This is a genomic window from Rothia endophytica, from assembly GCF_039543885.1.
GTDB classification, from domain to species: Bacteria; Actinomycetota; Actinomycetes; order Actinomycetales; family Micrococcaceae; genus Rothia; species Rothia endophytica.
Genome location: NZ_BAABKP010000007.1, coordinates 1 through 24751 on the forward strand (window position 1 = coordinate 1; position 24751 = coordinate 24751).

Genomic DNA, 24751 nt, shown 5'->3' on the forward strand with positions numbered 1-24751 from the left:
AGATAACAATCTCGCAGGTTTGCGGTGATTATAGCGAGAGGGAGACACCCGGTTCCATTCCGAACCCGGAAGTTAAGGCTCTTTGCGCCGATGGTACTGCACTGGTGACGGTGTGGGAGAGTAGGTCATTGCCGCATTTATTTTTTCGAGGTAGCTCTTGTCCTTTGTGGGCAGGGGCTATTTTGTTTTAAGGGGGGTGTGTGGGGTGTGTGTTTTTTGGGTGGTTTTTTCTTGGTGGGAACCCCCCTTTTTATTTTAAGTACGTCTTCTTAGAGACCACCACAAGCTAGCTTTCCCCGAACCCAATACTTTCCTGGAAAAGCAGGGATATGCGCTGTTTAGCTCCAACTCTCTGGATAAACCACGGTAGGCTTGTTCTAAACTGTTTTCTTCAAGAAAGTGAGCACCTTCAGTGTCCAAGGGAAGCGTATCCTCAACTGACGCCCGTGAGCGCGCCCGCCAACTGGCAGCGCATCAGGCAAAGAAGTCATCCAAGTCATCCACTCGCTGGATTCAGCTAACCGTCCTTGCCGTGGTCCTACTTATCGTGGGTATCATCGCGGTAGTAGTTGTTAACGGCAATAAAAACCAGATTGCTGAATCAGGACCCGTACCAGCGTCTGCTAACCAGTACGGTGGTATCGTCCTGACAGCTGATGGCATTAAACAAAACACCAGCACTGAAGAGACCCGCGACGTTAATAACCTAGGCACGTCAGAGAACAAATACACCAACGCAGAAGGCGCTGAAGTTGCTATGCCCCTAGGTGTGGCTACTGCTGAGGAAGCTGAGAATAACGGGGAACCGGTCCGCGTCACCGTCTTCCAGGATTACGACTGCCTGTATTGTGCACAGTTTGAGACCCAGTACGGTGATGAGATCGAAGAACTGGTGAAGAGCGGAAAAATTACCCTGGAGGTACGCAACTTGACCTTCCTTGACGCCTCTAGCCCCAGCTTCTATTCAGCCCGCGCTAACAATGTTGCCTTCGCCGTAGCTGAGCAGGTCTCTAGTGAACAGTTCCTGGAATTCCAGAAGGAAATCTTTAGCTATCAGGGCACCGGCGGTCTTTCGAATGAAGAGCTCGTGGACATCGCTTCAAAGCACGGTGCTGATGTTCAGGACGCAGTCAATGACAACACCTGGCGTCCCTTCGTTAACGTTGTGACCATGGAATCATCCACTAACGGAATCTCCGGAACCCCCACTATCTTTGCAGATGGTGAGCAGTTCACCGCCTCTGATTTCTCATCCTGGATCAACCAGAAGATTGACGCTAAAGAATCTAACTAAAGCTCCTCACCACTCCCGTATTTGTTCAGGAACACTGGAATAATGCAATAAACTGAGAAACGTACTTGTAGGGACAGCTACAGGGTCGGCCATATGCCGGTCTGTAGCTGTCCCTTTTTCTTTACCTTTTCAAGGAGAAGCTCTTGCCCCTTCGCCTTCTGATAGATTGCGACCCAGGTATTGACGATGCTCTAGCTCTTGCCTACGCCTTTGCTCACCCAGAGGTAAGTGTAGAAGGCATCGTGGCCACCGGTGGAAATGTAAGCACTGAACAGGTAGGCAGGAATATTCGCGGACTCCTCCATCTGCTGGGCGCCCCGCATATCCGCTGGGAGCTAGGAGCCATCAACCCTCTTGCCCAAGCTTTGATAACAACTGAGGAAACCCATGGACCTCTGGGAACCGGGTATGCCCTGCTGCCCGATCAGCAGGAGCCCACCGGAAAAGAGCACGGCAGGGGAGCTGAACTGTGGGTAGAGACCGCTGCCCGTTATCCGGGTGAGCTGCACGGGATCGTCCTGGGACCAAGCACCAACCTTGCCTTGGCCCTAGAGCTAGACCCCACCCTGCCCAGCAAAATGGGCAGTCTACACATCATGGGTGGGGCTCTGAACCACCGCGGTAATACCATGCCCACTACAGAGTGGAACGTGCATTCAGACCCCGAGGCCCTCGCCAGCGTGCTGACCGCCTTCGATAGACCAGGTGCCACCTGCTCACCGGTGCTCTGCCCTCTAGACCACACCGAGAACAGCCTCATCACCCCGGAGCGTCGAGCCGCATTGACTGCTGGGGGAGGTGCGCTACTGGAGGCTCTAGACCTGGCTTTGCAGTTCTATATGGAATTTCATGAATCAGATGGGTTAGGCTTCATTGCTCACGTGCATGACCCCTTTGTCACTGCACTTGCCGTCAATACCGCGTTAGATAACGGCCTGATTCTGGCTCAGAGCCTGCCCGTGGCTCTAGACGTTGAGCTGACCGGCACCCTGACCCGCGGTCAGACCGTTGCCGACTGGCTAGGACGCTGGGGCAGAGAACCCAATGCAAAGGCATTGGTCGCTGCGGACGCTGAGACCTTCTTTGAACACTTCATCGAAACCGTTAGAGCGCGGTACGCGGTGGCAAGTTAGCTAAAACTACCCTACAAAAAGAACGATTATTTATTAGGAAATCATGCACACGACATCTGGACAGAGGCTCTCGCCAGTAAACACGACCCTCGGTAAAAGAAAGAAACAAGGCGCAGCAGAACCCATGACCAAGGGGCAAAAAGTGCTCAGCACATTAGGCGCCTTTGCTATTGTGGCAACCTACCTCTTTGCTGTGCTAACCGCTGGTGGGGGCGCCAACTACACCGGCTACCTAGAAGACACGGCTCAAGCACAAGCAGCGCTGTCAATGCCTCTCATGGTGGGCTACACGGCAGGAGTAGTTTTGCTACTCGTCGCAAATCTCTCGCGGTTACCCCTCTCCCTCATCGCTCTCATCCCCTTCGCGGCCGCTTTCAATATTATCCTCGGACAGATTATTGGATTTTCCGGGGTACCCCTTTATTTAGACTCCGTAGCTACCGTCCTCATAGGTCTACTGGCTGGGCCGGCTGCGGGCGTCCTGACGGGAATTATCACCAATCTTGCCTGGGGGCTGAGCATCAATCCCACAGCAATCCCTTTTACAGCAGGGGCCGCAACCATTGGTCTTTTAGCTGGCCTAGCAGGGCGCTACGGGCTACACAAGAGACTGTGGGCGTTGCTGGTAGCAGGGCTTCTTACCGGGGTCATCGCCGGCTTGCTCGGTGCACCCATCGCAGCCTTCGTCTTTGGAGGTGGGCAGGGTGTTGGAACCGGATCCATCGTCGCAACTTTACAGGCAGCAGGTCAGTCTCTTCTGGGGGCTACCACTTTGCAGTCCCTCTTATCAGACCCCTTAGATAAAACCATTGCCTTCCTCTTAGCCTGGGTCTTACTCAGAGGATTGCCGGCGCGGGTGCTCCAACAGTTCCAGCGCACTCATGCATAGAATCGCGACCCGGGTGCACCCCAAAACCTGGTTTATTTTTGGGCTGAGCGGGCTACTGCTTTCCTTTGCGCCCCTGCCCATAGGTGCCCGGGGAATGCTACTAGTAGCTTTCGTGATTATCTTTGTGTTTGCAGGTGCCTTCACACAATTCCTACGCTTTAGCCTGGTGGGCCTGCTACCGGTTGCCCTGGTAGCTTGGACTATCCAAGCGGTTAGCTACAGGGGTCAGACTATCTACACCAGCTGGGAGCCGGTGCCCGGCATCCTCTTTAGCGTTACTGCTGAGGGGCTGGCATTTGGAGGGCAGATGGCATTACAGATTCTCTGCTTTGGAGCTAGTTGCTCGCTACTCTCGCTACTGATCAGCCCTCTAGGTCTTCGTAGTGCGCTGACGTCCTGGCATCTGCCGCCCCGGCTGGTGTACCTGCTGTGTGCATCTCTCAACGCTCCCAGGCAACTGGGGTTTTATGCAGACCTTGCGAGAGAAACGGGGCGGGCGAGGGGCCTAGCTGATTCAAAGCTAACGCACCGAATCTGGCTTCGAGTGCGGACGGCCTCTGCGCTTTTTAACCTGGTGCTCCTGGACCAGGAGGTACGCGGAAGAAGCCTGGCTGATAGAGGTCTTGATCAGAAAGGGCCTCGGCTCTATCTAACCGCTACCCCTGATAGCACCTGGCAGATTCTTATACGCTGGTCAGTGCTTGGGGCAAGCGCCCTGCTCTCTTTGGTCAGTTATGGGGTGGCACTATGACAGTCTTGTCTAGCAGCGACTTGCTGCACCTCGATAACCCGCGAGTTCGTGTGCTAGTGACCGGTCAGGATGGTAGCGGCAAGAGCCAAACAGCCCAAGATTATGCTGATGCGCACGGGGGCATCTATATGCCCTGCGCTCCTTACGCGCATATGAGTGGGTTAGCCACCACGGTGTCAGATGAAATTGCCTTGGGGCTAGAACGACGGGTGGGTAGCGTTAACGAGCTAACCGTTGCCGTTCAAGCAATAGCCGCTGACTTAGGGATTGAAGAGCTGCTGGGGGCTGACCCGCTCAAGCTATCGGGCGGGCAAACCCAGCTGGTCGCACTAGCCGCTCTCTTGAGTCTGGGTGCTCCTGCCCTTGCTATCGATGAGCCCCTCCGCGGATTAGATCAGCACATGCAGGAACGTGTGCTAGAAACTCTCTGTGCCTATAAAGGGCCGGTGCTGTGGGTATCAGTCCGTCCCACAGCTCGTGAGAGAGAAAGTGCCAGCCACGTGCTTGACCTCGGCCAAGAAAAGAACGATTATCAGCCTTTGGCCCTGCAGCTTCCTGCGCGGCAGCCCATCACCCTAAGCGCTCAGGAACTGGGGGTTTCTCCTCTTACACCCGTGTGGCGTCGCCGACGAACCAAGCAAGCTGCGCCGCTACTACAGCAAAACGTATCTCTTCAGCTCAAGAGCGGCGAAACGCTGCTGGTAAGCGGGGCTAACGGTAGCGGCAAGAGCACCCTATTACGAACCCTTGCTGGACTGCAGACCCCAGCGTCCGGGGTGGTGCTAGCCGGTGAGAAAAAACCTGCCACGCTACCTGCTCCCCAGCGGGTGCGGTCCGTGCAACTGGTGGCACAGAGCCCAGCCCACCATTTTCTATCCCCCACCGTAGCTGAAGAACTCAAGCTAGGTGCCGGAGCTGACTCATCTCAGCAGGTCCGTGAAGGCTTGCTGGCTGCTATCGGTCTGCGGGGGCAAGAGAACATACACCCACTTGACCTGCTACCCGCACAGCAGCGGCTACTGACCGTTGCGTCCGCACTTGCCGGGGCAACGCCCTGCCTTTTACTCGATGAACCCACCGAACAGCTGGACGATCACGGTCTGCAATGCCTAATCAACCTTCTCCAAGCCCACGTTGGGGCTGGAGGTAGCCTCGTTATCGCAACACACGACCCGGCACTCAACACAGCTTTGCACGGTACCCACCTGCACCTTACCTCAACCAGCAAGATGCGAAGCCCCATCCAATCCGCTATGCTAGATAGGCACCCGCCTCCTTAGCTCAGCTGGCCAGAGCACCTGTCTTGTAAACAGGGGGTCACCGGTTCGAATCCGGTAGGGGGCTCTGAACAAATAAATATGACTCTGCGATCGAGTGGCACCTGAACCGGTGACCATTCGGTCGCAGATTTGTTTCCTCGCACACAATAAAACCCTCCACCTCCCTAACCCCCAGCTCGAGGTTAGTAAGACACTTTTGTGCAAAAGAACGCACCTGCGTGCCCGTTATTCCAAAATGCCTGCGTGGTAAACTAAATGCTGACCACGGGGCAGGACGCAAGCACCCACCAGGTGCTGACGTGCTTACCCAAAAAGCCTGATTTGCTCCAGCGAATTAGGTTTTTTCCATCACGGGATAAAAGTCGTGTTGCGGCTCACCACCCCATGCGGAAGGCAACACACATGTCAAAGCAACCAGTGCTCCACCCTTCAAACGAACGTTTTATTGAGCAACCCCGCTTCCGCCCCGAAATTCAGGGCCTCCGTTCGCTTGCTGTGCTACTGGTTGTTACCTACCATGTCTGGTTCGGGCGAGTCTCAGGTGGCGTTGATGTCTTCCTCTTCATCTCAGCCTTCCTGCTTTCACTCTCGTCGCTAAGAAAAATACACGACGGCAAACCACTCCAGGTCATCAAATACTGGCTGCACGTTTTCCAGCGACTTCTACCAGCGGCCCTCACCGTCATCCTAGGCACCTTAGTAGCTGCCTACTTTATCGTTGCGCCCTCGCGCTGGAGCTCGCTACTGGCAGATGCCAAAGCTGCCGTCTTTTACTTCCTCAACTGGCGACTAGCCCACAACGCTGTGGACTACTACGCTCAGGACGCCACCACCAAGACACCCTTCCAGCACTTCTGGTCCCTCTCCATGCAGGGACAAATCTTTATTCTCTGGCCACTCCTCTTCACCCTTGTTGGTTTCTTAGTGTGGTACCTGCGGCTCAAAACAACCGGGGTGGCTCTGCTCATCTTCGGTAGCGTTTTCGTTGCCTCTCTCACCTTCTCCATTAAAGAAACCGCCACCAACCAAGCCTTCGCCTACTTTGACACCCGCACCCGCCTCTGGGAATTTGCTGCCGGTGCTCTTTTGGCGATTCTCCTTCTTAAGTGGCAAGTACCCCGCAAAGCCCGTGTCGTTATGGGTTGGGTAGGCATCGCGGGACTTGTCTCCGCCGGGTGGTTGTTACCTATCGAAACTGGATTCCCCGGTTACCTAGCCCTCTGGCCCCTGCTCTCGGGTGCCATGGTTATCGCTGCCGGGCAGACCGATTCAAAATTTGGGGCAGACCGCTTTCTCTCTGCCGCGCCCCTTCAAAAAATGGGCGCCATTTCCTACTGCCTCTACCTGGTGCACTGGCCAGTGCTCATCCTTTACACCACTGCTGTGGGTAAAGAACAAGCTGGCTGGATAGACGGCAGCGTTATTATTCTTGGGTCGATTGCGCTGGCCTGGGTGCTGCACACCTGCATCGAGAAGCCTATGAGAGCACTGGACAAGAAACCTCTCCTGAGGGCGCGCAGGAAACAGGCAACTGATGCGCCTCGGCTACCCTGGGCTAAGAAACCCTCTATGGCTTCAAAGCTAGCCGGTTACCGGAGACCAGCTGCTACTCTAGCCGTACTTTTGGCTCTGGCTTCCTTACCTCTGAGCGCTGCTCAAGCCTGGGTGAATAAGCAAGAAGAAGAAACGATGGCTCGCGCTGAAACTGCTGGTTCTGCGGCATACCCGGGTGCACTAGCGTCAGACCTTAACGCTCGCTACCGTGACCTCCCCGTCCCCTTGGCAGACCCAGTCTCTCAATTTGATGGACTCTCTGAGAGCTGCACGGGCCAGTTCGCCGTTATTAACCCAGAGCTGGAACAATTCTGTTCTGCTCAAGCGTGGGGTGCAGAAGACGGCCCTTTAACCATTATCGTCGGTGACTCTCACGCCGAGCAAAGCATCTCAATGATGCGCCCCATCGCACGGGATAACCACATGACCATGATGGCTTACCTGCTGGGCGGCTGTAAGTTCCCTACCACCTCGAGCTGGGCGGACTGTAATAACTTTAGTACCGCCATGATTGAAGAAATCCTTGCTCAGAACCCTGCTAACGTTGTGCTGATTTCATCGGTCAGCATGGCTAACGACCCCAACGACGGCACCCCGCCCCGCTACGATGAGGCAGTTCAGCGTTTCACGGATGCAGGGATCAACGTTATTGGTATCCGCGACAATCCTCGCTACGAGTACAACATGTATATCTGTGGCCAGGAGAATATGCGTTCTCTCTATGACTGCGGCGCTAGCCGTGCCGATAAAGTGGCGGGGCCATCACCAGATAACGAGCTGATAGGAAATACCAACTATTTCTCTGTTGATCTCACCGAACAGCTCTGCCCTCAGGGCTGGTGCCCAGCCATCATGGGCAATGTCTTTGTCTACATCGATGACAACCACATCTCCAAAGCTTATGGGCAGACCCTTTCTCCCTTTGTACAGCAACAACTTCAAACCCAAGAATGGAACCCCTGGGGTGGTACTTCGTCTGAGGGTTATGGCAACGAAGAGGATGTCCTTGCTGAGGCTCTCGCCGAAAATGGTGAGCTATAAACCCGAGAAACCGGCGCGAATAGACAAGAAAAGCGCCCTGATCAGGAGCTTAGTCTAGGCAACTACTATTTCTTGAGGTCTGGAAACCTCGCTGGTAAGTGTATGCACCAAGTACACCGTTTTGCGGATTAGCGCATAAAAACATATTGTTATTATGTTTAGGTATACCTAATTCCACTCCTAGCACTCCCTATCGCTAGACCGCTCTACCAGGAGAATACAGAAATGGTTGTCATCTCACGCAGCGCCTTCCTCAAGGCGGCAGCCGCTACCGCAGCAGCAGGTCTACTCGCAGGTTGCACCACCGGCTCGGGAGACACTTCCAGTAGCAACTCCTCCGGCGCAGCGGGGGAGAGTTACACCGTCAAGCATGCCTTCGGCGAGACCACCTTCGAGAGCTTACCTCAGCGTGTGGCCGTGGTGAATTACTGGAAGAACCCAGATGTCCTTCTTGACCTGGGCGTCGTACCGGTTGGTACCCCCACCGTGACCTACGGTGGCAACGCAGCAGGCTCCACCGATTGGTTTGATGCAAAACTTGCTGAACTCGGCGGTGAAACCCCCGTCTTCTACGATGAAACCGACGGCCCCGATTACGAGGCCCTGGCTCAGCTCAACCCCGATGCCATCTTCTCCGTCTATACCGACATGAGCCAGGAAGTCTACGATAAGCTCTCGGGCATTGCCCCCGTGGTGGCTATGCCCGAAGGCGTAGCTTCCTACGCGGCGTCTTGGGAACAGGTTGTAGAACAGGCAGGTGCCATGCTGCAAAAGCAGGATGAGGCCCAAAAACTGATTGAAGCAACCCACCAGACCATTGAGGACGCCGCAGCGCAGTACTCGCAGCTCTCCGGTAAGACCTTTGCCGCCGGCATGTTCAGCCTTGAAGAGCAAACCTTCAGTGCTTACACTGCCACTGATTCCCGCTCGCAGTTCTTGACTTCTTTGGGGATGGAGATCAGCCCTTACATCACCCAGAATACTGCTGATGACTCAGGCTTCTTTATCGCTGTTTCCGGTGAAGTCGTTGATCAGGTAGAGGCTGATGTTGTGTGGGCCTGGGGCACCTCGGCATCCGATGAAGCAGATATCAAGGCAGATTCCCTCTTCTCTCAGATGCCCGCAGTAGCCGACGGTGGGCTAGTGGTTGAAACTGATAACGCTGTATCTATCGCTGTATCAGCGGCCTCACCTCTATCACTGAACTGGGTGCTTACCGAAACCCAGACCCTGCAGAAGCTTTCAGCAGTGGCTGACAAGAGCTAGAGACAGCACCGCAGCCAGGAGTCTTGCTCCCCTGGCCTAGCTCTGCCGTCTTTTCAGATTGCATATGACGCCATTTCGTTTAGCCCAGCGCCATTCGGTGCCAGCCTCCACCCAGAAACGAGCAGTAGTTCTGCTGGTCCTCTTGGTGGTTTTTGGCGCAGCAGCGGTTCTTTCCTTTACGGTGGGAGCCCGCGCCATCAGCTTCAATACGGTCCTGACCTACCTCACCGGTAGCGAAAATCTGGGGCAGACGGACGCCGCGGTCCTCTCCCAGCGCCTGGTACGCACCCTGTGGGCAGCGATGGTGGGGGCAGCTCTAGCCCTTGCCGGTGCCGGCATGCAGGGTGTGACCCGAAACCCTCTGGGCGATCCGGGTATTTTGGGTGTCAATGCCGGGGCGTCCTTCGCAGTCGTTGCCGGGATTACCTTCTTCTCAGTGCAGAGCACCAGCGCCTACGCAGCCTGGGCTTTTGTGGGCGCTGCCATCGCCTCGGTGCTGGTCTACAGTCTTGCCTCCCTGGGCAGGGGAGGGGCTACCCCCGTCAAGTTAGCCCTCATGGGTGCAGCTATCTCAGCTGGCCTCGGCTCGCTCACCACCGCCCTGATTCTGCAGAACCAGAACGCGCTAGATAGTCTGCGCCGCTGGCAGGTAGGGACCGTTGCCGGTGCCCGCCTAGAAGATCTCACTCCGGGAGCCTTCCTCCTGCTCATCGGTGCTCTCATACTGCTCAGCGGCGCCAAAACCATCAACAACTTTGCCCTCGGTGATGACGTAGCAGCCTCCCTGGGGGAAAACGTTGCGCTCAAACGCCTACTGATGGCGCTCGCCATTACCTTGCTCGTGGGAACCAGCGTGGCCCTGGCCGGCCCCATCGCTTTTATCGGGCTGATGGCCCCCCACACGGTGCGTGCCCTGGTGGGCTCCGACTACCGGGCTCTACTGCCCCTGTCCGCCCTCTTCGGGGCGGTGATACTCATCCTGGCCGATACCGTTGGACGCGTCATCCTACCTCCTCAGGAAGTCCAGGTGGGGGTAACTACGGTAATAGTTGGTGTGCCTGTCTTCATCTACCTGGTTCGCCGCGCAAAGGCGGTCAACCTCTAATGAGCGTCAGCCTGACCGGAAGAGAACACCTTACCCAGATCCGCCGTGCCGCCCGTAAACGCCCGCACCTGGTATTGGCCCTGCTGTCACTGACCCTGCTAGGGGCGCTCGCCGTGCGCGTTTTGCTGGGATCCTACACCGTGACCATCCCAGACTTTTTCACTCTTCTGAGCGGCGACAACCTCGACCATGCCCGCGGAGCCCGCTACATTGTCATGGAGGATAAGCTACCCCGGGCGGTCCTAGGTGCCCTAGCAGGTCTTGCCTTTGGCACCGCCGGTGCTATTTTCCAGCTATTGCTGCGCAACCCGTTGGCGTCCCCAGACATTATCGGCATCTCTACCGGTGCCTCGCTGGGCGCTGTTACCGCTATCGTTTTCTTTGGCCTCACCGGTTTCTCGGTCTCACTTTTTGCTATCGGTTTCGCGCTGGTGGTTGCCCTGCTCATTATGTTGCTCTCCGCTGGTGACACCGGCGCAGGTAACCGCTTCATCCTAATGGGCATCGGTATTTCTGCACTCGCCAGCTCAGTAATCAGCTACCTTATGAGCCGTATCTCCAGCAGTGACGCCCAAACGGCAACACTGTGGATGAGCGGTTCGCTCTCCAACGCCAACTGGAACCGCATCAGCATTCTGTCACTAACCCTGCTCATCCTTTTGCCCACCGTGGCTCTTTTACACCGCTACCTGCACGCCCTTGCTGTGGGGGATGAACTGGCCCACGGGCTGGGCGTTCGAACCCATGCCGTGCGCTGGGGCTTCATCATTCTCGGCGTTCTTCTGGCCGCCGTTGCTACCGCAGCAACCGGGCCTATCGCCTTTGTTGCCTTTGTTTCTGGCCCTATAGCCCGCAGACTCCAGGGCGGGCCGCACTCCCTAACAGCCAGCGCACTGGTAGGTGCCATCATCGTGGTGCTGGCGGACTTTGTTGGGGCCAACCTGATTCCCAGCGGAAATCTGCCGGTCGGTATTCTCACCGGCGTAGCCGGCGCCCCCCTGCTCATCTGGCTCCTTGCCCGGTCACAGAAAGAAGGCAAAGCATGAAAAAGGTAACCCCTCGCCAGCTGGCTATGAAGAATCTTGCACTGGGCTATGGCAACCAGACCATCGTTCCTAACTTGAGCTTAGATATACCGACCGGTGAAATCACCGCCATTATTGGGCCCAACGGGTGCGGCAAATCAACCTTGCTACGGGGTGTCTCCCGCCTGCTCAAACCCACCAAGGGCAGCATCACCCTGGACGGTAAACCGCTGACAACCTACGGCGGTAAGGAGTTCGCTCGCATAGTGGGGCTGCTACCCCAGAACCCGATTGCCCCTGACGGCGTCACCGTAGCCGACCTGGTATCCCGCGGACGCTACCCCTATCAGGGTCTCTTTCGCGGTAACTCTGCTGAGGATGACGCCGCGGTCGCCTGGGCACTTGAAGCAACTAACACCATGGGGCTAGCAGAACGCCAGGTCACCGAGCTATCGGGTGGTCAGCGTCAGCGTGTCTGGATTGCGATGGCTCTAGCCCAGCAAACAGACATTCTGCTGCTCGATGAGCCCACCACCTACCTCGACCTAGCCCACCAGGTGGAGCTGCTCGATTTGCTAGCTGAACTCAATGAGGTCCGAGGAACCACCATGGTGATGGTGCTCCACGAACTTAACCTGGCAGCCCGCGCCGCCCACCACCTCATCGCTATGAAAGATGGGGCGATCGCTGCTGCCGGTACCGCAGCTAACGTGATGACTGAGCAGAACCTAGAGAAAATCTTTGGACTTCGAGCCTCAGTAACTGACCCCCGCGCAGACGGCTCAACCGTTATCGTCCCTCATGCCCGCCGCCCAGTATCTAGCCACGGAGACTCTCATGTCAGAAACCACTAAAAAGCTCGTTCGCCGACGCGAGGTTTCCCAGTCCATCAACCAGTACGGCGTCTTTCCTGTGACAGTGAGCGGTGTGCGCCGCCTGTCAGAACACTTTGTGAGGGTATCGCTGACCGGCCGCTCGCTACACCACGCTACCTCCGCTATCTCGGACGGGACGGGGCAGGTCTACGACGCCTACATCAAGCTCCTGGTACCACCAGCACATGCGAGCGGTCCCACCATGATTGAACTCGATGACACCTGGCGCCAGCGATGGATGGCTCAACCGGTGGAGGACCGCGGCCACATGCGCACCTACACAGTGCAAAATTCCCGTATGGTGCCAGCTGTTGGCATGGACGAAACTCCACTACTGGGCATGTTCCCCGCTGCCGAGGCAGACCTCAGCGTGCTTGAACGCCCGCTGCCCATCGGCGTCCAGCCTGAAATTGACATCGATTTTGTGCTGCATCAGGATGACGCCGGGCAGCTGGGCCCCGCAGCTGACTGGGCGGCGTCCGCTCAGGTGGGGCAACAGGTATCTTTCCTCGCTCCTTTGAGGGGTAGTAGCCTATGGAGCTCCTGGAACCCGGCCCCTTCCCATAACCTGCTGATGCTGACCGATGAAACCGCAGCCCCCGCTACGCTTTCTATTCTCAGGACCCTGCCCGCTCACGCCAGCGGCACGGTGCTCTGCGAAGTCCCCGGTCAGGGAGATAACCTTGCCGTGCTCTCAGATGTGCAGGAGGTGACCCGGCGCCTGCCTCAGCTAACCGTCAAGTTCCTGCCTCGGGAGCCTAACTCTGAGCGAGGTGAACGCCTTGCCCACGAGTTGCACAGTGTCTTTAACCTGACAGAGACCGAAACCTACCATTACACCGACACCACCGCCGCTGACGAAGTGGTGTGGGGATTGGCAGAGGAAAATGCCGAAACCTACGTCTTTATTGCCGGTGAATCCTCGGTCATCAAGACCCTGCGCCGCATGTGCGTCAATGAAGCCGGTATCGCTAAAGAAAATATCTCTTTCATGGGTTACTGGAAGTGTGGACGAGCTGAAAGCTAAGCCCTTGCTGGGCGGGGGAGTAAAGTAGTCTTCGTACGTTTTCCCTCATTGAAAGACAAATTCCGTGCCTCTCTCACGATTAGAAGACAGCATCCGCTACGTTGCGCTGGGGGATTCCCTCAGCGAAGGGGTAGGAGATGACGCACCCGAGCGCCCCAACGGGGTGCGCGGCTGGACAGACCGAGTGGCAGAGCAGTTCATGCTGGCTGATAAAAATGCCCTTTACGCTAACCTGGCTATTCGCGGACGCCTATTGACCCCCATTATTGAAGAGCAGGTGCCAGCTGCTCTTGAGCTGAAACCCAACCTGGTGAGCCTGGTAGGTGGGGGTAACGATAGTTTGCGCCCCGGCTTTGATGTGGACGCCCTGATGGCGCGGTACGACGAAGGGTTTAAGGCTCTGCGAGACGAGGGTATCGAGGTTTTTACCCTGACGGGCTTTGACCCCGGCTCCAAGGGTTTCTTTAGCGGTAACCGTGCGCGTATCGCTCTTTTCAATGAGCTGTTGCGCGAAGTAGCTGATAACCGCGGCGTGACGGTAGTGGATTACTGGCGCGCGCATGAGTTGCTGGATTTTCGTTTTTGGGCACCAGATCGCCTGCATATGAACGCTGCGGGGCATACCGTAGTTGCCCGTAAAGTCCTAGAAACGCTGAGCGCCGAGAACATCAATATGGGTAAGCCCGTGGTGCCGGAGGCTATCCGCAAAACCCGTATCCAAGAAGCCCGCGATAATGCAAAATGGGCCCGGGAATTTGTGGTGCCCTGGATCGGCCGACGCTTGCGCGGCACCAGTTCGGGGGACTCTATCAGCCCCAAATATCCAGAGCTGACCCGCTTTGACGCACTGCCGGAGGCAGGTGCAGAGGAAGCTTAACCGCTTCTTAAAAGGATTAAAAGCCTTAAGCTGTTAACATCACAGTTCAGATTACAACCGTGTAATTTGCCCCTAGGCTCCAGCGGGATGGGCGCAGGTGAGGGTGTGACTTTCCTTTAAAAACCGCGGATGAAAGCCGTTCTTGACTTGCGAAAAGTGGGATAGGCGGTAGAATTGACGGAAGGTTCATGCGCAGACCTGTGCCTGAAAATGTTAGCTTGCGAGATGCTCTTCGCTCCGAGTGAAGACGCTCTTCGCAAGCTTTTCCTTTGGCTCACAGGTTGCGTGGTATCCCGTAATTACCTAGAATTTAAGGCTGTTCGTAGTGGTGGCAACACCTCTCGTGCACCTAAGCTTCACCGTTTTTCCCGCGGCGGAGGCTCGGTTCGGTCTCTCACCCGAGCTTGAGTCTCAGACACTCTAGCCTTGGAGAATAACCCGGTGCTCTACCTATAGGTGACGGGACGCCCTTGCTGATCGCTGATTTTTCAGTGAACGCCAACTGCGTACCGTCATTTCGTCAACATTTGGAGGAGAAAACTATGGCAGCTGTCTGCCAGGTGACCGGAGCTGTTCCCGGCTTTGGACACAGCATCTCGCACTCGCATCGCCGCAACAAGCGTCGCTTCGACCCGAACGTGCAGAAGAAGAAGTACTTTGTACCTTCACTGCGCCGCAATGTAACCCTGAACGTCTCAGCTAAGGGCATCAAGGTTATTGATGCACGCGGTATCGACGCAGTAGTTGCTGACATTCTTGCACGCGGAGAGAAGATCTAATCATGGCATCAAAGGCTAAGGACGTCCGTCCTATCATCAAACTTAAGTCCACTGCGGGCACCGGCTTCACTTACGTAACCCGTAAGAACCGCCGTAACAACCCCGATCGTATGGTTCTCAAGAAGTACGATCCCGTTGTCCGCAAGCACGTTGACTTCCGAGAGGAGCGCTAAACATGGCGAAGAAATCCAAGATTGCTCGCAACGAACAGCGCAAGGTCATCGTTGCACGCTACGCTGAAAAGCGCCTAGAACTAAAGAAGACCCTGGTTGACGAAAACGCAACCGCTGAAGAGCGCGAAGCTGCACGTCTGGGTCTGCAGAAGCTTCCCCGCAACGCTTCACCCATTCGCGTTCGTAACCGCGACCAGATTGACGGCCGCCCCCGTGGCACCTTCCAGAAGTTCGGCATCTCACGTGTCCGCTTCCGCGAAATGGCACACCGTGGCGAGCTACCCGGTGTTACCAAGTCAAGCTGGTAATCTGTAGCTGATACGGTTAGCCTTGCTATTCAGGGCTAACCCTATAAGCCGCAAGAATTTTTGAAAGTCTCAGGAGGAGCATTTCATGGCTAAGAACCGTAGCGAACTCGTTGCAGAGGTTGCAGAAAAGGCTGGCACCAGCCAGGCAGCAGTGAACGGTGTGCTGGATGCACTGTTCCAGGTCTTTGAAGCATCTGTTGCACAGGGCGAGAAGATCACCATCCCTGGTTGGATGGCAATTGAGCGTACCGATCGTGCAGCTCGTACCGGCCGCAACCCGCAGACCGGCGAAACCATTCAGATTCCCGCAGGTCACGGCGTCAAGCTGACTGCAGGTTCGAAGCTGAAGGCAGCAGTCTCCAACAAGAAGTAAATTCTTGCCAAGACTTCTAAGGGAGTCACCCCTCAAGGGGTGGCTCCCTTTTTCTTTAATCGGACACTTACCGGCATATCCCTTGCCACCTGCCCTCAGGGCTCTTGAGGGATCTATGAGATAATGAAGCGGCTGGATCCAAATACTTAAGGAGGGCGTCGTGAGCAAAGCGCACCGGGTGCTTCGTGCCTGGGCCGTTGCCCTCATGGCTACCGTTCTTGGGGCGAGTAGCCACACCCTGGCTGGTGGCGAGTTGCCCCACCCCCTCATTTTTGGTCTTGCTACTTCACTGGCAGCCTGCCTCACCCTGCTAGCAACCGCATTGACCACCTCGCGAACGAGCCTGGCGGTCGGTGTGCTGACCGGGCAAGGCGTCCTGCACGCCCTATACACGCATGGCTCCACAGTGCAGATGAGCGGGGAAGGCCACCATGCCCACCAACTGACAGTGGTAGCCCACAGCCAACCCCACAGCTATGGCGCGGATATGTGGGTAGGCCACGCGCTTGCAGCACTGGCGACCTACATCGTGCTCGTCTACGGGGAGCAACTTCTTGAAGCACTAGCTGACCTAGCCCATGCCAGCATCAGGGGGCTAACTCCGGTGCGAGAGACCGGCGTCATTGTGACTCGGGTCAAAGCTCCGGCTCATTTCTTTGCTGTTAGGTCTCACCGTCTTTCCTTCCTGTTAGAAAGCAGAGTCACGCGAGGCCCACCAGCCCACCTTGCTTCGTAAATGACCAGAACTTACTAGCAAGGACTCTCCTATGGCAGACGCCAAAAAAAATACTTTCTCAGCCCACGCTCGAGCAGCTACAGCCACCGGCTTGCTGGCACTCAGCCTGGGTTTTACCCCTGCCTACGCCCACGATGAGCTGGTGAGCACTAATCCCGCCGCAGATACCACCCTAGAACAAGCACCCAGCGAGCTGGAGCTGACCTATAGCGGTGACATCATGGACGTCGCCGGTGCCAATCAGGTTCGCGTGACCAACGCTGCCGGTGAGACGGTGACCGAGGGTGAACCAGAGGTTGACCGCACAGTCGTGACCCAAGATTTAGCGACGCAAGAAACAGGTGACACCTACACGGTCACCTGGCGTGTGGTTTCTTCAGACGGGCACCCCATTCAAGGAACCTTCACCTACACCGTAGGGGCAGGTGCGGCTCAGAGCACTGAGCCAGTAGCTTCGGAAGAGACAGAGGAGCAGCAAACACAGCCAGCTGAACCGCTCACGGTCGCGAGCCAGGGCATGTCCACCGGCGCCAAAGTGGCACTCTTCCTGGCCGCTGCTGCGGCGATGATGGGTGCGGCCTTCGTTATTCTGGCCAAAACAAAGAAGCGCAAGTAGCCCTTCCATTACCGACTCCGCACCACAGGCTGGAGCTTAGCTCGTCTAACTGCGGGCATCGTATCAAACATTAGGGGCTTGCCCAGAACGAACGGTGGATTCCTCACCACTGAAGCTGAGGATATCCGCGAAACCATCTGCTCTGGGCTAGCGAAGAGTCGCTATCTGCCCCCAAAAATTAGAAAGAAAAACCATGTTCTCTCACAAAATGACTCATATCTCGGCCCTTTCTGCTGTTGCGCTTCTAGCGCTGGCAGGGTGCGGCTCATCAACCGACACCTCATCGAACCAGCCCAGCAGTAGCGAAGAGTCCACCTCAGCTGCGGCTGAAACATCTGCTCTGACCGTTGAGGGTGCCTGGATCAAAGCAGCGACCGGCAACATGACCGGTGCCTTCGCCACGCTTACCAACACTGGGGATGAGCCCATCACCGTCGAGGGTGCCAGCAGCGACGCAGCCGGCATGGTGCAGCTACACACCACCGAGATCGACCCCAACACCGGGACTAGCACCATGAAAGGAGTCAAGGAAGGCTTCACCATTGAACCGGGGGCGAGCTTTGAACTGGCACCGGGAGGTAACCACATCATGCTCATGCAGATGAAGTGTTCACTGGTTGCAGGTACCTCCAGCGTCATTACGCTCGACACCTCAGTTGGTGCCGTTGAATTTGATGCTGAAGTGCGTGATTTCAGCGGTGCGAAAGAGGAATACGCACCGGGTGAAGCTAGCGCACCGGCCCATGAAACCATGTCTGAAGACCAATCGATGCACGGGGAAAGTGACCACTCTGCCCCCGAAGCAGAACAGGGTGATGAATCTGCTGAAGCCGTCCTGCCTCAGTGCGCTTAGATCAGCGCATCTGAATTCACCCACACAGCGTTGAGGTAGCACCCGCCCCGCAGCTGAACACCAGTTGCGGGGCACCCACCCGCTACCCATACAGATAACATGAGACGTAGGCTAACGTCGGGGGAGAAAGAGAACCATGACCGGTTCATTTGATGAAGACTATGAGAATGCAACCGCCGATGTCGAGCAGGTACCAGCCCGGCCGGCGTCCAGCCGTCGAACTTTCGTAGCTGGAGCGCTAGGAGCCGGCGCGGGAGTTGCCGCAACCCTAGGGACCCAATATGCTGCCGGTGCCTCGGAACGAAATAGCCCAACTCCCGCCGCCCCACCGTTGCAAGAGGCCCGAGTACCCTTCTACGGTCAGAGGCAGGCTGGCGTTGACACACCAGCCCCCTCCTACGCGCTTTTTATTGCCCTTGACCTCAACAGTGGGACGGACGCCGGTGGCGTGCAGCGTTTGCTGCGTGTGCTCACTAGCGACGCCGCATCCCTCACCCAGGGCACCGCACCTGTGGTAGACCAGGAACCTGAGCTAGCTACCGTACCTGCTCACCTCACCGTCACCTTCGGATTTGGCGAACGCATCTTCGATATCGTAAACCCCGCAAAGAAGCCCGCTTGGCTCCAACCACTGCCCGCCTTTGAGAAGATCGATCAGCTTCAAGATCAGTGGAACGATGGGGACTTACTGCTGCAACTCTGTAGCTCCGACCGTTTTACGCTGGCTCATGCCCAAAGAATGCTGCTGAAAACCGCGCGGTCAATGAGCCGGGTGCGCTGGGTACAAGAAGGCTTCCGCCGCGCTTATGGCAGCGAGCCTAACGGGCAGACGATGCGCAACCTCTTTGGCCAGGTGGATGGCACGATCAACCCCTCAACCCTGGACGACAGCATGGATCGCTTTGTCTGGGGTAACCACGAAGAGCTGGAGCCCTGGGAGCCTGGGGGAACTTCCTTGGTCATCCGCCGCATCCACATGAACCTCGATACCTGGGCCCAATCAGACCGACCAGCTCGTGAGGACGCGGTGGGGCGCAACCTCACCAATGGAGCACCGCTCACAGGCACTCAGGAGCATGACCCCGCCGATCTTTCAGCAACCAATGAGCTGGGCTTCACCGTCATCGCTCCCTACGCCCACATTCGCCGCGCTAGCGCTCAGAGCCGAGTGGAACGCATCCTCCGCAGGGGGTACAACTACGACCTGCCGGTGCAGAACGCCTCGGGGTTCTCTGAACACTTTGAAACCGATGGGGGAGTGAGCAACTCGGGTCTCATCTTTTGCTCCTACCAGGCAGACCCTTTGCTTCAGTTTCTCCCCATTCAAGAACGTCTGGCTGAGCTCGATATGCTCAATACTTGGACGGTTCCTATCGGCTCCGCGGTTTTTGCTCTTCCGGCAGGTTGCGAGCAGGGCGGCTTCATCGGCGAGAACCTCTTTACCTAAACTTTTACCAACCAATCACGGTTCACAACACCACGCAGGAATAATATGGCACAGCAAACAAGGGCGCAGAAAACAGCCCCGAACCCCCATCTCAACGGGCTAGGCACCCACTGGATTTGGGTCTTTCCCGCAGCTGCCTTTCTGAGCTTGCTAGCGAGTCTTACCCTCAGCGGTAGTGCAGCAGCTACAGACCTAGCGGACGCCGGCCCGCTCGTTCGGTGGGGTCTGCCGATTGCTGAGATGGTGCACAATTTCGCTATGGTTACCGCCATGGGCGCCCTGCTCTTTGCCATTGCGATCGTCCCCCGCTTCCTTGACTCAGCCCGGGGCAAGAGCCGTGTGAACATGGCGCATGCAACCGACAAGAGCCAGCGTCTGAAAAACCTCACCCGCACAGAACACCCCGCCTTCATCGCTGTGATGAACCTGGCGGCAGCCGCATCAGCTACTTGGACCATCGCCGCAATTGCCGTGCTAATCTTCAGCTACGCCGACATATCGGGCCGAGCTATAGAGGCCAGCTCCTCCTACACCACGGAGCTCATCAGCTACATCACCACCATCTCGGCCGGCCAGCAGGAAGCCGCCACCATCATCGTGGCGGCCCTGGTCTCAACTCTCGTTTTTGCGGTGCGATCGCTCACCGGTCTCTTGGTAACTTTGGGTATCTCTTTCATTGGTATCATCAACATGGCTTTGGGCGGGCACTCATCGGGCGGTAACGACCATATGGGGGCGGTCAACTCCTTGGGCTTGCATCTGCTCGGTGTGGTGCTCTGGACCGGCGGGCTGATTGCCCTTGTCTTTATTTCACGCACCATTTCAGGTAAGGACGCAGGCAGCGGCACCCTGCCCGAAAGCGCGCGAGGGGAACACACGGCGACCAAGCGCAGGGTTCCTCTGGCGGTGAGTGTATTGCGTCGTTATTCCACCCTGGCGCTAGGTGGCTTCATCCTGGTCACGCTCTCTGGCATCATTAATGCCCTGGTGCGCATGAACACCCTCGCTGAGCTTTTTACTACCGTCTACGGTGCCCTAGTGCTGGCTAAAATTATGCTGACCTTACTACTGGGAGCCCTCGGCGCCACCCACCGCCTACGCCTCATACCCATGATGCAGTCGGGGCAGATAGGTGCAGCTAAGGGCCTGTGGTATGCCATTGCCTGTGAGCTGCTCCTGATGGGTGCCACCAGCGGTCTTGCGGTGACGCTTTCCCGCACAGCCCCACCTGCACCAGAAACTCTTGACGCCGGCGCTGAACCGGTACGTATCATTACTTGGTATGACATGCCGCCCGAACCTGGCGTCGCCGAGTGGTTCACCCAGTGGCGTTTTGACTGGTTCTGGGTCGCTTTCATCGCTTTCGTTGGGTTTACCTACCTCTGGGCCTTTATCAAGGTAAAACGATCCGGTGGTAGCTGGTCTATCTTCCGCCTGCTGTCCTGGTACTTCGGTCTGTTGGTGCTGCTCTACATCACCAGCGGCGCCCTCACCGTCTACGCCCGCGTCATGTTCTCGGCGCATATGGTGGAGCACATGCTTTTGACCATGGTCTGCCCCATCTTCTTGGTACTGGGCGCCCCTATCACCCTGATTCTGCGTGCTCTTGAGCCACGGCAGGACGGCACCCGCGGCCCCCGCGAGTGGATTCTTCGACTGGTGCATTCGGGCTGGTCGAAGGTGATTACCCACCCCATTTTTGCAGCCGTAAACTTTGCCGGCTCCATCGTGGTGGTCTACTTTACCCCGCTCTTTGGCATCATGTTGCGCTACCACATTGGCCATGAGTTCATGCTGATTCATTTCTTGGTCACCGGCTACATCTTCAGCCTGGTGCTCATCGGTATCGACCCCATCCCGCATCGCCCTGCCTACCCCATGCGCCTGATGATGCTCATCGCCACGCTGGGCTACCACGCCTTCGTTGGTATCGCGATTATGCAGATGGACGCCCTGCTGCAGGCGTCCTGGTTCGGTAATGTGGGCCGCCCCTACGGGCTCTCAGCTATTGAAGACCAGAAGCTAGGTGGTGCCCTGATGTGGGGTATCGGTGAAATCCCCACCATGGTGATTGCTGTGGCGGTTGCGGTGCAGTGGTCTATGCAGGACAAGAAACTGCAGAAGCGGGTAGATCGTCAGGCTGACCGGGACGGAGATGCTGAGCTACATGCCTACAACGACATGTTTGCTGAGCTTGCTGAACGAGATCAGAAAGCTGGCCGCTAACGGGCTGAGGTGCTGCTCTGCACCTTGGGTAAGCCGTCTTGGCTGAACTGAGCTCATCCTAACTGTTACGTTTCTATGACGCACAGTTGAGGTTTGTGAACCGAAAGGCGCCAAAAATTGCAACAAATGACCGGGCGGGGGGGGGCTTGTTAGGCTAAGAAGAAAAGTACACCCGCGTGCCACCGGTGCGCCCACGAAAGGTAAAAATTATGGCAGATCATTCAGCCGCACGCCAGACCAAAGTGCGTGCGTCCGAACTGGTGGGCAGGGGCTGGCTGAACACCGGAGGTAAAGAGCTATCGCTGGAGTCCCTGCGCGGAAAAATTGTTATCCTGGATTTCTGGACCTTCTGCTGCATGAACTGCCTGCACGTGCTCGATGAGCTGCGGCCGCTGGAAGAAGAGTTTGAAGATGTTCTAGTGACCGTGGGGGTTCACTCACCGAAGTTTGAACACGAAGCTGACCCAGTCGCCCTTGAAGCTGCTGTGGACCGCTACGACATCACCCACCCGGTGCTCGATGACCCCAACCTCGAGACCTGGAACGCCTACACCGCCCGCGCCTGGCCCACTCTGGTCGTCCTTGACCCAGAGGGCTACATTGTTGCCCACCTCTCCGGTGAAGGCCACGTGCAGGGGCTGACCTCACTGGTTCGTGAACTGGTAGAGGAGCACGAGGCTAAAGGCACTTTGCACCGCGGGGACGGCCCCTACGTGCCCCGCCCCAAACCTCAAGGTACTTTCGCTTTCCCCGGCAAGGCGCTGGAACTACCCACTGACTTTGCCAATGGCAGGACCACTTACCTGGTGACGGATACCGCCCGCCACCGACTGGTGCAGGTAGAAGCCGACTTTGAGACTGTCCTAGCGACCTTTGGTGGCCCTGAAAAGGGCTACCTTGATGGCTCTGCTGAGCAGGCCCGCTTCAACGAGCCCCAGGGTATTGCTCTGGTGCCCACAGATCTACGCGAGACGCTGGGGGCCGATGTTCTCGTCGCTGACTCCGTCAACCACCGTCTGCGCGGGCTGAACCTGAGCACCGCCCAGGTCACCACTCTGGCAGGTAGCGGGGTGCAGCGCCTGATTGACGGTGATACCGCCCGCACCGACCCCAACCACATTGAACCCGGTGCTGATCCACTCAGCGTGGCCCTATCGTCCCCCTGGGACCTGGTCTACTCCCGCGAGGCAGCCGCCTTTTTGGTTGCTATGGCAGGCACCCATCAAATCTTTAGCTTTGACCCGGTGACCGGGCAGCTGGCTGTTTTTGCCGGTACCGGTGCTGAGGGCCTGAAAGACGGCGCGGTGGCAGACTCCTGGTTCGCTCAGTCCTCCGGGCTCATCGAAGCAAAGGACGGTTCCATCTGGGTCGCCGACTCAGAGACCAGCGCCCTGCGCCGCATCGTCTTTGATACTGAAGAAGCCCGTGTAGAAACCGCCGTTGGCATCGGCCTTTTTGACTTCGGCTTTGTGGACGGCAACCGCCAAGAAGCCCGTTTGCAGCACTGCCTGGGGCTAACTGAACTGCCCGATGGTTCTATTGCTATTGCCGATACCTACAACGGTGCTATCCGCCGTTTCGACCCTGCCACCGGGGCACTGGGCACCCTTACGCGCGGACTGGCCGAACCCAGTGATGTGCTGGTTGAAACGACAGAGGACGGGGGTGCCCGCCTGATTGTGGTTGAAGCCAATGCCCACCAACTGGTGCGCGTCTCCATTCCCGATGCCATGCAGCATGTGGACGAGGGCGCTAGCCAGGTAACACGAAAGGCCACCGAACTAGCCGGGGGCAGTCTGACCTTTACCGCCCGCTTTGCGGCCCCCAAGGGGCAGAAACTGGACACCCGCTGGGGCGACCCAACCCAGCTGAAAATCTCATCCACCCCCGAGAACTTCATCCTCTCGGGCGCCGGAACAGCCCAGGGGCTCACCCGCCAGCTGGAACTCAACCCAGAAATCACCAGCGCGGTACTTCACATTACTGCTCGCGCTGCTGCCTGTGACGGTGAACCCGGCGGGGAAATCCCCGACCACGCGGCCTGCCACCTCTACCAGCAGGACTGGGGGCTGCCCGTTGTCATCACTGAAAGCGGGGAACAGGAGCTAGTGCTTGACCTGCGCGGGGTGAACTAGGTCGCTGGGGTAAAGGTCACCGTCTCATCGGCGGTGGCCAGTGACCCTGCTACCTCAAAAATTACCTCTTGGTTGACCTGCTTTTTCTTGCCGGTATAGAGGTCAAGGGCAGTGAAAGAAATTTCTGCCTTGCCCTGGCTTTCGCTCAGCGACCATGCACCGTTGGCTAGATTAATCTCAGGATCGGGGTACTCAGTGATCAGCCAGGTCAAATCCCCGGCAACGCGACCGTTGAAGGCATATTCAAACGGGCAGCCGGTGGGGTAGAGCGAATTCTGGGCTGCGCACGTATCAAGGTAGGTCTTCACCTGCTGGCGCACCGAAGCCACAGCGGTAGGGGAGGGCTCCAAATCCAAGGTGAGGACGGGGGTCTCGCCGGGTGCTGTGATGAGAGTGCTATCTGATACCGAGGAATACAGAGCAGACTCATAGGTCACCTGATAGACCCCTGGAAAGGTCACTGCAAAGTCCTGCGAACCACCCTTAACCGCCACCTTCTGGCCGTTGAGCGTGGCAGCTGACAGTGCTTTAGCGTCCACATGGACTGTGGGGAGTGTGCCCTGATCAATAGCCCACTGGTCAAAAACACCCCAGTGAGAACCGACCTTATGCAAGTTGAACTCGCTGCTGTGCTGCTGATTATTCACCAGATAAGAGACCGTAACCGTGGCCCTCTCACCACCATCTCTAACGACCGTATCGGTGGTCTGCAGCTGGTGAACTCCCTCCAGTGAGGCACGCAAAGCATCACCGTCTAGCATCGAGGCATCACCCTCGGGCACCTGCGCCCCCAAGATACCCAGCGCCCTAGAGCCATCGCCCTCACGCACCGCAGCAAAATAGGCGCGCACCTGGCCCTCGGGGCCATAAACTAGCCTATTAATAAGAGCTAGGGACGCTAAGGCAATAATGACAGCGGTGAGCACACCTGCCAGCCACATAGCCAGAACTCGGTCAACAGTAGAAGTAAAACGCACCCCTTAAATGT

Annotated in this window: 23 protein-coding genes, 1 tRNA gene and 1 rRNA gene; 24 read left to right on the forward strand and 1 reads right to left on the reverse strand. The window is 57.1% G+C overall.

Annotated elements, in window-relative coordinates; translation table 11 throughout:
- Nucleotides 1-20: 20 nt before the first annotated feature.
- The 24 genes from rrf to ABD982_RS10535 all read left to right on the forward strand — a co-directional run bounded on the left by rrf (nt 21) and on the right by ABD982_RS10535 (nt 23763).
- A 5S ribosomal RNA gene (gene rrf, locus ABD982_RS10420) occupies nt 21-137 on the forward strand.
- Between the two features lie 275 nt (nt 138-412).
- Complete coding sequence (locus ABD982_RS10425; protein ID WP_345447306.1) at nt 413-1294, forward strand: DsbA family protein; 882 nt, start codon at nt 413-415, stop codon at nt 1292-1294.
- A gap of 143 nt (nt 1295-1437) precedes the next feature.
- The gene (locus tag ABD982_RS10430) at nt 1438-2427 is read left to right on the forward strand and encodes a nucleoside hydrolase (RefSeq protein WP_345447314.1); all 990 of its coding nucleotides are present in this window, start codon (nt 1438-1440) and stop codon (nt 2425-2427) included.
- 142 nt (nt 2428-2569) lie between these two features.
- Nucleotides 2570-3316 (forward strand): ECF transporter S component, encoded by a 747-nt coding sequence (locus ABD982_RS10435; RefSeq protein ID WP_251380563.1) that lies wholly within the window; start codon nt 2570-2572, stop codon nt 3314-3316.
- Nucleotides 3309-4067, forward strand: coding sequence for a CbiQ family ECF transporter T component (locus ABD982_RS10440; RefSeq protein ID WP_345447317.1), 759 nt, complete (start codon nt 3309-3311; stop codon nt 4065-4067). The genes ABD982_RS10435 and ABD982_RS10440 overlap by 8 nt, the downstream gene beginning before the upstream one ends.
- The gene (locus tag ABD982_RS10445; protein ID WP_345447320.1) at nt 4064-5347 is read left to right on the forward strand and encodes an ATP-binding cassette domain-containing protein; all 1284 of its coding nucleotides are present in this window, start codon (nt 4064-4066) and stop codon (nt 5345-5347) included. The genes ABD982_RS10440 and ABD982_RS10445 overlap by 4 nt, the downstream gene beginning before the upstream one ends.
- A tRNA-Thr gene (locus tag ABD982_RS10450) sits at nt 5338-5411 on the forward strand. The genes ABD982_RS10445 and ABD982_RS10450 overlap by 10 nt, the downstream gene beginning before the upstream one ends.
- A gap of 338 nt (nt 5412-5749) precedes the next feature.
- Complete coding sequence (locus ABD982_RS10455) at nt 5750-7942, forward strand: acyltransferase family protein (protein WP_345447323.1); 2193 nt, start codon at nt 5750-5752, stop codon at nt 7940-7942.
- Between the two features lie 225 nt (nt 7943-8167).
- A complete protein-coding gene (locus ABD982_RS10460) occupies nt 8168-9208 on the forward strand; it encodes an ABC transporter substrate-binding protein (RefSeq protein ID WP_345447326.1) in 1041 nt (346 codons plus the stop codon).
- 64 nt (nt 9209-9272) lie between these two features.
- Entirely contained in the window at nt 9273-10313 is a 1041-nt protein-coding gene (locus ABD982_RS10465) for a FecCD family ABC transporter permease (protein WP_251380568.1), read from the forward strand.
- Nucleotides 10313-11359: a FecCD family ABC transporter permease gene (locus tag ABD982_RS10470; RefSeq protein WP_345447330.1), complete on the forward strand. Its 1047-nt coding sequence runs from the start codon at nt 10313-10315 to the stop codon at nt 11357-11359. Before ABD982_RS10465 ends, ABD982_RS10470 begins: the two co-directional genes overlap by 1 nt.
- On the forward strand, nt 11356-12192 hold the full coding sequence (locus ABD982_RS10475; RefSeq protein WP_251380570.1) for an ABC transporter ATP-binding protein: 837 nt from the start codon (nt 11356-11358) through the stop codon (nt 12190-12192). The genes ABD982_RS10470 and ABD982_RS10475 overlap by 4 nt, the downstream gene beginning before the upstream one ends.
- Nucleotides 12176-13240, forward strand: a complete 1065-nt coding sequence (locus tag ABD982_RS10480; protein WP_345447334.1) for a siderophore-interacting protein — start codon at nt 12176-12178, stop codon at nt 13238-13240. Before ABD982_RS10475 ends, ABD982_RS10480 begins: the two co-directional genes overlap by 17 nt.
- Before the next feature lie 64 nt (nt 13241-13304).
- Nucleotides 13305-14117 carry an SGNH/GDSL hydrolase family protein gene (locus ABD982_RS10485; protein ID WP_345447337.1) on the forward strand — a complete coding sequence of 271 codons (813 nt, stop codon included), beginning with the start codon at nt 13305-13307 and terminating at the stop codon, nt 14115-14117.
- Nucleotides 14118-14659: 542 nt separating this feature from the next.
- Nucleotides 14660-14896 (forward strand): 50S ribosomal protein L28, encoded by a 237-nt coding sequence (rpmB, locus tag ABD982_RS10490; protein WP_237204168.1) that lies wholly within the window; start codon nt 14660-14662, stop codon nt 14894-14896.
- A 2-nt stretch (nt 14897-14898) separates the two neighbouring features.
- Complete coding sequence (gene rpmG / locus ABD982_RS10495) at nt 14899-15069, forward strand: 50S ribosomal protein L33 (protein ID WP_185173514.1); 171 nt, start codon at nt 14899-14901, stop codon at nt 15067-15069.
- 2 nt (nt 15070-15071) lie between these two features.
- Nucleotides 15072-15377: a 30S ribosomal protein S14 gene (gene rpsN / locus ABD982_RS10500; RefSeq protein WP_237204183.1), complete on the forward strand. Its 306-nt coding sequence runs from the start codon at nt 15072-15074 to the stop codon at nt 15375-15377.
- An 85-nt stretch (nt 15378-15462) separates the two neighbouring features.
- Nucleotides 15463-15750: an HU family DNA-binding protein gene (locus ABD982_RS10505; RefSeq protein WP_237204185.1), complete on the forward strand. Its 288-nt coding sequence runs from the start codon at nt 15463-15465 to the stop codon at nt 15748-15750.
- 160 nt (nt 15751-15910) lie between these two features.
- A complete protein-coding gene (locus ABD982_RS10510; RefSeq protein WP_345447346.1) occupies nt 15911-16486 on the forward strand; it encodes a hypothetical protein in 576 nt (191 codons plus the stop codon).
- 31 nt (nt 16487-16517) lie between these two features.
- Nucleotides 16518-17102: a copper resistance CopC family protein gene (locus ABD982_RS10515; protein ID WP_345447349.1), complete on the forward strand. Its 585-nt coding sequence runs from the start codon at nt 16518-16520 to the stop codon at nt 17100-17102.
- A 193-nt stretch (nt 17103-17295) separates the two neighbouring features.
- Nucleotides 17296-17955: a copper chaperone PCu(A)C gene (locus ABD982_RS10520; RefSeq protein ID WP_345447352.1), complete on the forward strand. Its 660-nt coding sequence runs from the start codon at nt 17296-17298 to the stop codon at nt 17953-17955.
- Nucleotides 17956-18091: 136 nt separating this feature from the next.
- Entirely contained in the window at nt 18092-19402 is a 1311-nt protein-coding gene (locus ABD982_RS10525; protein ID WP_345447354.1) for a Dyp-type peroxidase, read from the forward strand.
- Between the two features lie 45 nt (nt 19403-19447).
- Nucleotides 19448-21628, forward strand: coding sequence for a bifunctional copper resistance protein CopD/cytochrome c oxidase assembly protein (locus tag ABD982_RS10530; RefSeq protein WP_345447356.1), 2181 nt, complete (start codon nt 19448-19450; stop codon nt 21626-21628).
- 209 nt (nt 21629-21837) lie between these two features.
- Nucleotides 21838-23763 (forward strand): NHL domain-containing thioredoxin family protein, encoded by a 1926-nt coding sequence (locus ABD982_RS10535; protein ID WP_345447359.1) that lies wholly within the window; start codon nt 21838-21840, stop codon nt 23761-23763.
- Here ABD982_RS10535 and ABD982_RS10540 read toward each other — a convergent pair.
- Nucleotides 23760-24740, reverse strand: coding sequence for a zinc ribbon domain-containing protein (locus tag ABD982_RS10540; RefSeq protein WP_345447361.1), 981 nt, complete (start codon nt 24738-24740; stop codon nt 23760-23762). The two genes, ABD982_RS10535 and ABD982_RS10540, sit on opposite strands and share 4 nt — an antisense overlap.
- Between the last annotated feature and the right edge of the window lie 11 nt (nt 24741-24751).